Origin of the sequence: Winkia sp. UMB3158 (assembly GCF_030217145.1) — a bacterium.
In the GTDB taxonomy this organism is placed as follows: domain Bacteria; phylum Actinomycetota; class Actinomycetes; order Actinomycetales; family Actinomycetaceae; genus Winkia; species Winkia anitrata.
In genome coordinates this window covers 162,743-174,360 of record NZ_JASONH010000004.1, presented here as the reverse complement: position 1 = coordinate 174,360, position 11,618 = coordinate 162,743, and the positions used below count along the sequence as shown (strand labels likewise).

7 protein-coding genes are annotated in these 11,618 nt (G+C 56.6%); 3 read left to right on the top strand and 4 right to left on the bottom strand.

The features are described from left to right. Positions 1-44: 44 nt before the first annotated feature. Positions 45-1,856: a chloride channel protein gene (locus QP400_RS05775; protein ID WP_004805291.1), complete on the bottom strand. Its 1,812-nt coding sequence runs from the start codon at positions 1,854-1,856 to the stop codon at positions 45-47. Continuing rightward, on the bottom strand, positions 1,853-3,841 hold the full coding sequence (locus QP400_RS05770) for an alpha/beta hydrolase family protein (protein WP_040314807.1): 1,989 nt from the start codon (positions 3,839-3,841) through the stop codon (positions 1,853-1,855). The genes QP400_RS05775 and QP400_RS05770 overlap by 4 nt, the downstream gene beginning before the upstream one ends. 151 nt (positions 3,842-3,992) lie before the next feature. On the opposite strand from QP400_RS05770, the gene dxs reads away from it, so the two are divergent. Next, the gene (dxs, locus tag QP400_RS05765; protein WP_004805286.1) at positions 3,993-5,909 is read left to right on the top strand and encodes a 1-deoxy-D-xylulose-5-phosphate synthase; all 1,917 of its coding nucleotides are present in this window, start codon (positions 3,993-3,995) and stop codon (positions 5,907-5,909) included. On the opposite strand, the gene QP400_RS05760 is transcribed toward dxs, so the two are convergent. Together QP400_RS05760 and QP400_RS05755 are read right to left on the bottom strand one after the other, a co-directional pair. Next, positions 5,895-7,181 carry an HRDC domain-containing protein gene (locus tag QP400_RS05760; protein ID WP_004805282.1) on the bottom strand — a complete coding sequence of 429 codons (1,287 nt, stop codon included), beginning with the start codon at positions 7,179-7,181 and terminating at the stop codon, positions 5,895-5,897. The genes dxs and QP400_RS05760 overlap by 15 nt on opposite strands. Then, positions 7,178-7,696, bottom strand: a complete 519-nt coding sequence (locus QP400_RS05755) for a DUF3000 family protein (protein ID WP_231288170.1) — start codon at positions 7,694-7,696, stop codon at positions 7,178-7,180. Before QP400_RS05755 ends, QP400_RS05760 begins: the two co-directional genes overlap by 4 nt. Before the next feature lie 107 nt (positions 7,697-7,803). On the opposite strand from QP400_RS05755, the gene QP400_RS05750 reads away from it, so the two are divergent. Next, positions 7,804-9,120, top strand: a complete 1,317-nt coding sequence (locus QP400_RS05750) for a cation:proton antiporter (protein WP_004805277.1) — start codon at positions 7,804-7,806, stop codon at positions 9,118-9,120. Next, positions 9,120-11,567 carry an aminopeptidase N gene (gene pepN / locus QP400_RS05745; protein ID WP_285462573.1) on the top strand — a complete coding sequence of 816 codons (2,448 nt, stop codon included), beginning with the start codon at positions 9,120-9,122 and terminating at the stop codon, positions 11,565-11,567. The genes QP400_RS05750 and pepN overlap by 1 nt, the downstream gene beginning before the upstream one ends. Positions 11,568-11,618: the final 51 nt, after the last annotated feature.

Below are 11,618 nucleotides of genomic sequence, written 5' to 3'. Positions count from 1 at the left end.
CTGTCCAAGTTGGACAGTGCTCACCCCAGCTTGGGAGCGGATGCCTATCGGAAGTATTTTCGAGCGCCGGGGTGCTTTTCGAGCCACCTGGAACCCCACGAGCTTTGTTTGCCCGCTGCGATTGCTCGCCTTTGCTCGCGATACATCCTGCTGACTAGCGCACGCTGGGAAATCCACCCGATAGCTTTCCCGTCCTCGATCACGGGTACCGCGCTCATGCGGGAATTTAGCATCACGGACAGCACTTCCGAGGGCAGATCTGCTGACAGAACGTGAGAAGTATCGAGTTGGGCTTCGCCGATTACCGCATCCTCATCGGCTCCCTGCGCAGCACTGAGGGCTAGTGGGGTCGCCAAACCGACAAAATTGCCTTCCTTGTCGGTTACCAGGGCCGTTGATTCCCCGGTGCGGTGAAGCTGGGTTAGGGCAGACTTCACTGATTCTGCGGAATCGAGTGTGAGGGGCACCGGTTCCATCAGCTCCTTGGCAGCGTGCCTACCGACAAGGGTGTGGTCGACCGGCTCGTCAAGAGTGTCGCCGCGCCTAAATAGCTTGGCTGTGTAGATCGTTTCGCGGGTTAGGAATCGCGAAATTCCCACAGCAATCACCACGGCTAGCATCACGGGCAGGATCAGGTCGTACTGCCCGGTCATCTCGACAATAATTAGAACCGCTGTGATCGGTGCTCGAGCCGCCCCTGCGAATGCTGCGGCCATTCCAATTACGCCCAGGGTCCCGATGAATAGTGGATCGTCCGGAGAGATCAGCTCGCCAACGATGGCTCCGGTTATTGCACCGACAAACAGGGAAGGAGCAAAGACTCCGCCAGAACCGCCGATTGCAATGGTGTAAGAGGTGAAGAGTATGCGTGCAACGAGCAGGGCGGCAAGCATCCCAATAGTATATTTGCCTGTCAGCGCATTCACTTGGATGGGGTAACCAGAACCGTACATGTAAGGGAAGACCAGTAGGGCCAGTCCTAGCAGCACGGATCCAATTGCCGGACGAGCCCATTCGGGACCGCGATAAACCCAGTTCACCGCGTCCTCAAGTGCGTACAGAATCTTTGAAAATGCTAGCCCTGCCAGGCCTGCAAGAATCCCCACCGCTGCTGCGGGGGCCAGTGCAATGTCACTGTCCCAAGACAAATTTTGAGGAAGCGCGACCACGGGAGTATTGCCGATGAAATAGTGTGAAACTATTGAAGCGGAGACAGATGCCACCACGGCCATGCCGAAGGTCTCGGCAGAAAACTTTACTAGGATCACTTCTAGAGCAAACATTGCTCCTGCCAGGGGCGCGTTAAAGGTGGCAGCGATTCCGGCGCCGGCGCCCACTCCTGCCAGCAAGATAATGCGCTGACTAGGCAGTCCCGTCAGGGTAGCAAGCTTGGAACCGATAGCGGCTCCCACCTGGGCAATTGGACCTTCTCGGCCTACTGAGCCGCCACCGCCCAGCGTCATGGCACTGGCAATGATCTTTACGATGGCGATGCGACCGGGAATGCGACCACCTTTGCGGCGAACTGCCAGCATTATCTCCGGGATTCCGTGGCCTCTGGCTGTGGGAGCCCACTTCTGGATGAGGGGACCGTACAGGAGCGCCGAAAGAACGGGGACAATCAGCAAAAACCATGTGCCCACCCCAAGATAGCCGTGGGAAGCTCCCGGATGTTCGGTGTAGTCGGTATAGCCCGTCATCAGATAGGTCCACCCGGCTATGCACCAATGGAATACCACGGAAGCAAGCCCACAGGTCAGCCCGACGACGCCTGCCATAATGGCGAGGGCGAAGCGGTGGTCGCGGATAAGTTTAGTAAACCAACTTCTGTTCGATTCGCTAGGGGTGGGGCTCATGCCTTCTTGAGTCCCCAGACCTGGCGATAGAAGTCAAGTTCCCTTTGCAGAGAACCGCCGATCGAGGAAGCTTTAGCCAAGCGGTGTCCTTCGCCAGTAAACTCAGCGGATTCTACAGTGGTGCCATTTGCCTGCAGGGCCTGCGCCATTTGGCGTACTTGGTCGACAGGGACGATGGGATCGTCAGTGCCGTGGATGAAGAGTGTACTGGCGCTGATCTGGTCTGCCCAGGTGATGGGGGAACGATCCTTCCATTTTGGATCGTCATCTTCTGTAGCCCCAAGCAGGGCACCAAGATATTCGGAAGCAAACTTGTGGGCATGGTCGCGGACATTTTCCAAGTCACAAATACCGTGGCGCGAGCAAACTGCGGTGAACAAATCTGATTTCGCAGCCGCTAGTAGCGCGGTAGTGGCACCAGTACTAGAACCTCTAATAGCAATCTTGTCTTTATCTACCTTGCCTTGTTCTATAAGCATGCGAACCCCACTAATAACATCGTCGACGTCGTAGATCCCCCAATTACCAAGAAGACAGTCGCGGTAGGCACGGCCGTAGCCTGTAGAACCACGGAAATTCACGTCTAGCACTGCGAAACCGCGATTCGTCCAGTACTGGCGCTCAAGGTTTAGGCCGGCGCGATTAGCACTAGTGGGACCGTCATGAACAGTAACAATCAGCGGGGGTTTGTCCCGCTTAGGGCCTTTGAAACTGGCAGAGGTGGGGACAAAGAAGAACCCATGGCACACTGAGCCATCCGTGTTCTTCCATGTAAGGAACTGCGGGGAAGAAATATCTTCCTTAGGAAGCGGAGATTCGATAGCGCGACGAATAACCGTTGCCTTTGCGTCCAGAATTTGCACTATAGAAGCTGGTTCTTGCTCTGAATCTGCCAGCAGCACTACGCGCCCGTCATCGCAACACACGTTGCCGGCTGGAGCCCACCCGGTCTCCCAAGTCTCCAGCTGCCCGTTGTCTAGCCGAATCGCACCTAGTGCGAAGTGGCCATCTTCGCTCCAACCAGCTACCAAGTGGTCATGGTCCAAGTTGTCATAGGAGTGCAAGCCGAGACGCCATTCAGGAGCCGAGAAGGCCTTCTGCGAGGGGTGGAGCGCCCGCGTCCGAAGGTTCTTCTTCCAGTCTCCGCTAGCAATTCCCTGAGCGGTGTTTGCACCCACGAACCCCTCTGTGCGATACAAATTTGCCCAGCCGGAGGAATCGTCGACGTGGATCAAGTTGTCATCCAAAGACCACCTAGGCTGCGTCACCGATACTTCCGGATCATCCAACAGCACCATGTGATCAGCAAAGTCGCCCTCGAAAGTAAGAGGCGCAACGTGGAGCGCAGCTTGATTCCAGTTCATCTGTGGACGGTTCCAAGTAATGAAGGCAAGGAATTCTCCGGCATTCGACAGCGCCGGGGAGGCGACGAAATCGTCCTCGTTCCACAGCACCTTAATGTTGGAAGATTCCCTAGCAGCGCTTCCGTCCAGAGGCACAGAAACCAGCTTGTTGGCCACGGACTGGGCGCCCGTATGGTCCTCGAGCACAGCGAAGACAACCCCACGAACCGGGTCCACAGTCATGTCTGCAAAGCGGTATGCCACCTTCGGGGTTAGGCGCCTGAGCCCCGCCGAAGGATTATCCAGGTCGAATTTGTAAAGGCAGCCATCACCGCCGTGAGAAACCACGATCAGATTATCGATGACGGTGTATGCCTTCCCGCCGTAGTCATGAACCTTGGTACGCACATCCACTAGTTCGGAATCGGGAGTCATCGGGAGAACCTCTTCAGTTCGCCCATCCATCCGCCGCCGCAGAAGTACATTACGGCCCTCCTGAGCAGAACGGGTTTCTACCCAGTAGGTGTCGTCTCCGGATACGCGCACCTGAGAAAGGCGGAACGAGCGCCTGTTTAAAACTTCAGTGGTTAACTCCGACGTCCAGGTCCCGTAAGGGGATACTTTCAAGGTTTTTTCGCTCATGGTATCTAGTTTAGAGCCATGGCTAACATTTTTGTGCTGCGGGCTTGATATTGCCAAAATCCTGACAGAAAAATCTACCATTGCATGGAGCTACATTTTACGCACTAGGCACCGGCGTTTAGACTGGATTGTCTAGGTAGTCGGAGGAAACGTGAGCGAACATCTAAAGTACATTCAGTCCCCCGCAGACTTGAAGAAGCTGAACTCTGCGCAGGCCAAAGAACTGGCCAGCGAGATTAGGCATTTCTTAGTGCAGTCTGTGTCAAAGACCGGGGGCCACCTAGGACCAAACCTGGGGGTAGTTGAGCTGACTATCGCCCTCCACCGGCAGTTCACATCCCCACGCGATCTAATCGTGTTCGATACCGGGCACCAAGCTTACGTACACAAGTTGCTTACCGGCAGACAAGACTTTACTAACCTGCGCCAAAAGGGTGGCCTGTCTGGGTACCCTTCCAGGGCCGAATCGGCGCACGACGTTGTCGAGAATTCGCATGCCTCTACCGCCCTGTCTTGGGCGGAAGGGATATCGAGGGCGCGCAAGATGGACCGCAAGGACGATTGGGTTGTTGCAGTCATCGGTGACGGCGCGCTAACAGGTGGCATGGCGTGGGAAGCTCTTGACACGATTGCTGAAGAAGCAGGAGACAAGCTAATAGTGGTTGTCAATGACAACGGCCGTTCTTACGCTCCTACGATTGGTGGGCTTGCGCACCACCTGGATGCTATCCGCACTAACCCGCATTATGAAAAGGCGCTCAGCTGGGGCAAACGCCATCTAAAGTCCAAGGGTATGCCTGGTGAGCTTGCCTACGACGCCCTCCATGGATTGAAAGCTGGAGTAAAAGACGTGTTGGTTCCCGACATGATGTTCGAGAACCTAGGAATCAAATACACCGGACCGGTGAACGGACACGATATCTCGGCGCTGGAGTTCGCCTTTGCAAGAGCGAAAGAATACGGCGCGCCGGTCATCGTGCACACGATTACCGAGAAAGGCCGTGGCTACACTCCTGCAGAGCAGGATATTGCCGATAGGTTCCACGCGGTAGGAAAGATTCATCCCGAGACGGGATTGCCGATAGCCCCCGCACGCTTCGGATGGACGGCAGTCTTTGCCGATGAGATTGTGAAAATAGCGCGCGAAGACGAACGCATCGTTGGGGTAGTTGCCGCCATGATGCAACCGGTTGGGCTGCTGCCAATGTACAAGCAGTTCCCGGATCGCGTAATTGACGTGGGCATTGCCGAACAGAACGCGCTCACCATGTCAGCTGGGTTGGCCTACGGGGGCAAACACCCGGTAGTCGCCCTCTACTCGACTTTCCTAAATCGAGCATTCGACCAGCTCCTTATGGATATCGGACTCCATGACGAACCGGTAACAGTCGTGTTGGACCGCGCCGGCATTACCGGATCGGATGGTCCTTCACACAACGGCATGTGGGACATGTCGATCGCCGCCATTGTTCCCGGCATGAAACTGGCGGCCCCCAGGGATGAAACCAGGGTGCGCCAGTCGCTGCGGGAAGCTACTTCTTGGCAGGAAGGGCCAACTCTGGTCCGCTACCCGAAGGGTTCGATTGGATCGGATATTGAAGCTATAGGCGTTTTGAATGGCGAGCCCGATACCAAGTGGGCTGCGCACATCGGGGCTCCAGAAATCATCGCTGAAGCAGGCAGTGGGGATGTAGAAATCCTGATACTGGCACTAGGCGCATTTGCACAGACTGGCATTGAGGTAGCTCGGTTGCTTTCCGAGGGAGCGCACGTGCGGGTGGTTGATCCGCTGTGGGCCATGCCGCTCGATTCCAGAGTAGGGGAAGCGGTAAGCGCTGCTGATCTGGTGGTGACTATCGAGGACGGATTAGCCCAGAGCGGGTTCGCCGCTGTGCTGAATTCATGGATGCAGCAAAACGACTGCTTCACCCCAACAAAGAACTTTGGTATTGCAAAGCAGTATCTGGAACACGCCTCGCGTGACCAGGTGATCAATGAGTTGGGATTGGAACCAGCTCAGATAGCTGAAACGGTCCAGCGCACAATGCGTGGACTAAAGCTCAGTTAGCGCCTCGGCTAGCAGATCCGTCACAGTGGCTATTTGCCACGGGCGGGCACCTGCGCTTTGCAGGATCTGCTCTACTTCAGCACCTGGCGCATACTGCCATGCTAATTGCTTTTGCGCAGCGGGAGCGACCAACTTTTCCTGCCAAATAGATAGTTCGTCCGCCAACGAATGGACGCAGAACCGGATGATCTCGAGCCTTTCTGCCGATCCTGGACGAAGTTTTGCCCACTGCCGGCGGCCGGGTAGAGAGCGCTTATTTGGTTTCTTGCGCTCCGGCAGGTCGGATTCCTTGGTACGTCCCGCGGCACGCGCGGCACGCGCCCAATTGGCAATGCGAGTGCGGGCTTTTCGTTCCCGGAATGCTCCAATGGCGAGCAGCTGCCGTCTAGAGGTTGCCTCCGCCTGGCTCGCGGCCACCATAGCCTGATTGCGCAAAATCTTCGTGGGCGCAATATTGAGTTCACGCGCTATTTCGTCGCGTTCAGCCCACAGTCTTTTGAGTACCTCTAGACCCCTGGGGGTGCGCACCTTGCCCGCGCCGGGCACCTTTCGCCATGGTTCTGCGGGAGCTTCTTTAGGCGGCGCTAACCTGATTGCTTCCATTTCTTGCTTAGCCCACTGGGCCTTGCCTGCGATTTGGAGGGCACGCGATAGTTTATTGCGCAGTGGAATGAGTAGTTCCACGTCTAGAGCGGCGTATCGGAGCCAATCGTTGGGAAGAGGCCGCTTCGACCAGTCGTCAGCCTGGTGATCCTTGAGCAGAGATTTGCCGAGGGCATACTCGCATACCGCTGCCAGCCCAATATGTTCCATTCCCAGCAGTTGGGCAGCCACTTCGGTGTCGAACAGTTTATCCGGCAACATCCCCACCTGCGCAAGACACGGCAGGTCCTGGTCAGCTGCATGAAGGATCCACTCGGATTTTTGGCAGGCTGTATCGATGGGGGACAGATCTCCGCAGCGAACTGGATCCACCAGAAAAGATCCGGCGCCCTCACGGCGAAGCTGCACCAAATAGGCGCGTTGAGAGTAGGTGAATCCCGAAGCCCGCTCCGCGTCGAAAGCTACCGGGCCGTGTCCTGCTTCCAAAGCACGCCCTACTTCTTCGATCTGCCAGTACTCGGATACGACCTCGGGAATGCCCTCTGCAGGGGCTTTTACCAGCTGCACCTTATCTACGCCCTCGCCTGCAGCGCGGAGGCCGCCTTTGCCATCAATATCCAGCTTGGCGGCGTGGCGTTCGACTAGTTTTTTGGCAGCTTCTTCGTTCATACGACCTCGTGCAACTGGGTACCGGTCAGGGACATCATTAGGTAATCTAACGCCTGCAAGTGCGGTCCCAAAATTTCGGTGTTGGGGCTCCAGGAGGCCCGCAGCTCCACGTGTAGGCGTCCGCCTAGTAACTCCGTCGCCCCAAAAGACTGCGATTCTGTCCGGGTGACAGTGCCCGTAATGGCGTGCCTGCCAGCACCGGCGGCATCTAGAGCCTCGCCTAGCCAGGCCCATACGACATCTGCGAGCAGTGGGTCGGAGGCGAATTCGTATTCGATTTCGCTTCGAGCCATTATGACGATCCGGAAGTGTGAGTCCCAGCCCGGCTGGCCCTGCGGATCGTAGAGCACAACGAAACGCGCGTGTGCAGTTTCGGCGCTCAGTGCTAGTGCGGCGGCATAAGGCGACAGCCTGGAAGGGGCAGGTACCTCTTGAATCTGCCACTTCGATTCTTTGCCAGCTTGCCTGAGGCTAAGGAGGGCCTCAACAAACTCCTCTGGGGGCCGTTCGTTCACATACCACAATGTAGCCTCCTTTACACCTCAGAGGATGGGGCCCACGCCGGTGGGCCTAATCTTTCCACTCATGTATGCTTAGGAACTCCCAGGGCTAGGAGTAAAACATGAATGTACTAACCCAACTTTTCCTCGTCGTCAGTGTTGCCCTATTAGCCCCAATAATTTCTAAACTTCTCTTCCGCGGCGTTGTCCCGGAGGTCGTCTTCTTACTTGTTGGGGGCATGCTTATTGGCCCCTTCGTCCTCAACCTAGTTGAAGTAGGCCCAGAGCTAGGGCTGCTCCGCGAGCTTGGGGTAGCATTTCTATTCCTTCTTGCCGGCTTCGAGATCAATCCGGCAGACCTGAAAGGTGGCCGCGGCGCGAAGGCCTCGCTGGTGTGGCTCGTCTCGCTCCTGCTGGCGTTTGTGGTGGTGGTTGTGCGACACAAGGTACCGCCGCTATCGGTGGAGGGCGCAGCCATTGCCATCGCGATGACTTCAACAGCTATTGGCACGCTCTTGCCCGTTTTGAAGGAACGCGGAGCAACCGCTAGGCCGGTAGGGAAGTTGGTGCTAGCTCACGGTGCTGTGGGGGAGCTAGGCCCGGTGGTGGCCATGGCGCTGCTACTTGGCTATCGCGCCACCTGGGTCTCTTTGGTGCTGCTGTTGCTCTTCGCAGGACTGTCCGTGGTGCTCGCAGTGATCCCTAAGCCTTTTCAGAAATTCGGAGGGCGAATCATAGAGGGCATCAAGTGGGGTGCTGAAACTACGGCGCAGGCTACCGTGCGAATTATGCTGGTGCTGCTGGTTGGGTTCGTAGCGCTCGCTGCCACTCTTGGCTTAGACATTGTCTTGGGCGCATTTGCGGCTGGCTTCGTCTTGCGACAAGCACTCCCAAACGGGCGTGCCGAACTCGAGCAGAAGTTGGATGGCCTGGCCTACGGCTTCTTCATCCCAACCTTTTTCATTATCTCCGGTATGGAGGTTGATCCCGCCGCCTTGCTCGACTCACCTCTTGGCGCCGCAGCCTTCCTCATCTGCCTTCTGGCTGTACGCGGACTGCCGGTATTCGGATCAACCTTCGTGATGCCCTCTGAATTAGAGAAGGAACTGTCTATTCGACAAAAGGTAACGGTAGGGCTGTACTCGACTACGTCGCTGCCTATTATAGTGGCTGTGACGCACGTAGCCGCGCAAGCTGATGCAATGAGCCAAACCACCGCCTCGACCTTGGTAATAGCGGGCACGATATCCGTGTTGGCAATGCCTTTGCTGGCATACATCACAGATCACGTTCCAGGCGCCGAGATTCTTGCCCGAAATCGAGCCCAAGCTGAAAAATCAAAGCCAGCCAAACCCACAGGAAAGGCTAATGTATCTATAGGCAAGCAGATAAAAGCCGAACAGAAATCCGCAGGGCAGAAGCGAAAGAAGGAGCGATAATGTCCAAACTTACCCGCGAACTAGCAGGTAAACGCAGCGCCACTTGTCAGGTTAGCCACCAGCGGGTGCACCTAGATCTAACTAGGGCGAAGGAAACTGATGGACATTTCCCTGTCTCTACGCTTTTGCAAGTTGATCTGAAGGAAGATTGGCTCGCTCTAGATGTCCAGGAAGGCAAGGTACTTGCCGTTACGGTAGACGGCGCTGAGCCTAAGTGGCGTCAAGATGAACATCAATTATGGATTGAGGACTTATCTAGCGGAGCGCATGAGGTTCAGGTGCGTGCGCAGATGACCTATTCCCATACCGGCCAAGGACTGCACAGATACCAGGATGCTACCGGTGCTACCTACCTATACACGCAGTATGAACCGGCTGATGCCCGCGCTGTTTACCCATGTGTGGATCAACCCGATATGAAGCCTAGGTGGACTTTCGTTATCGACGGCCCCTCGGACTGGATCATCCTTACCGGAGGAGCGGAGGTTAGCGCTACCGAATGCGAGGGCGGCACTCGCCACGAGTACAGAGAAACTCCGCCACTGTCCTCCTATCTAACCGCCGTCATTGCAGGCCGATACACGTGCGTAGAGCTCGGCACTTGGAAGGGCGGGGCACAGGATATCGAGGTTCCACTCCGCGTGTTCTGCCGAGGTGAGTTGGCTGATGCACTGCCCGTTCAGGACATGGCACAGTGGACTAAGGCCGGCCTGGATTTCTACCACGATCGGTATCAGTTTGACTACCCGTGGGGTAAGTATGACCAGGTGTTTGTTCCCGAATACAACCTGGGAGCTATGGAGAATCCTGGATGCGTTACTTTCAACGAGAAGTATTTGCGGCTCGGTGGGGCTAGCGCCACCGAGCGGGAGAAGCTGGCAAACACTCTTATGCACGAGATGGCCCATATGTGGTTTGGGGATCTGGTTACACCGCGGTGGTGGGATGGCCTGTGGCTGAAGGAATCGTTTGCCGATCACGAGGGCTATTGCGCGCTTGTCGGCGCTACTGAATTTACCGATGCATGGGCATCTTTTGCGGTAGCTCGCAAAACTTGGGCCTTGCAGGCTGACCAGTTGCCCACTACGCACCCAATCCAGGCGGAGATTCCTGACGTCGATGCCGCAAAGCAGAATTTTGACGGGATTTCCTATGCGAAGGGCGCTGCCGCCCTTGCCCAGCTGGTTGCCTACGTTGGCGAGGAGGCCTTTGTCGAGGGGGCACGGAAATACTTCGCCGAACACGCGTTCTCAGCAACGGAAATGTCGGATCTAACTGCGGCATTGGAAGAAGCCAGTGGGCGCAAGCTGGATCATTGGGTCAGGTCGTGGCTTACTACTACTGGGCCGACATTCTTGGAAATTGCAGATGGCAAAGTGACCCGCGTAAGCAAAGATGATCGCCCTCAGGTGTTCGATGTGGGCTTTTTCGATACCGACGGCACAAGATTGGCCCGCGAGCAGGTGGAACTCGATGGCGCCGAGGTGAGGCTGAAGGCCCAGGCGCCATGGACAGTGCTAAACGAGGGCGACCGCACTTACGCCCGGTGTGGTCTTAGCCCGGCAGTTCGAGAGGCTCTTACCGACGCATTGCGCGAGATCGACGACATGTCCGCTCGCGCTGCTCTGTGGGCTTCGGCCTGGCAGGAAGTACGCGATGGCCAACTATCGCCAGCTGCATTTACCGCTGCTGTGCTAAGCGCGGCGCCACTAGAGACCGGCACTGTGCGCGATACTTTGTTGTCACAGGTAGAAACAGCAATTGGCGAATACACTGCTCCGGCACAGCGAGGTCAACTGGCACTCAAAGCTGCTCGTAATGCGTTGCAGATTGCGGGGGTGACCCAGGTACCTGAAGCACGCACTGCTTGGGCGAAATGTGCTGCTGAGTTAGCAGCAATTGGGCACGTGAAGGATATCGTCGCCGAGGTTGGCACCGGGTATGGCCTGACCGAGGACGACCAGTGGCGGCTTCTTGCGCTGGCAGCGAAGGTTGGCCAGGCGGATCTTGAAACAGCGAAGCAACGGCTTGCTGCCGCAGATACAGGCAGAAGCCGGCAGCGTTTCCTTACTGTCCAGGCAGTATTAGATCCTGAGGGCGCGAAGAAGCGTATCGTCGAGGACGAATCGGCGGCGAATGCAACGATCGATGCGCTGATGGAAGGCATCGAGATTGCCGCGGTGCCGCACACAGACCCGCAGCAGGCAGTCGCTGACCTGGAGCTAGCCGCAAAACTCTGGGATTCTCGCGTAATCCAGATTGCCACGCGCGTCGCCCATACGCTCACCCCGCACCGCATCGATACCGATGGAAGTGAAGAGCCGGAGGTATTGAAAGCGTGGAAACAGTGGGACAGGCAACTGCCCGCCACGCTCGCACGTCTTGTTGCGGAAGACCTGGACGAGACCACCAGGCGTGTTCGCATTCAGAACAAGTGGAGTGAGTAGTTTTGTTAGCGGCCCTAGCGCCGTTATCATTTAGTAACATAGTCGGTAAAT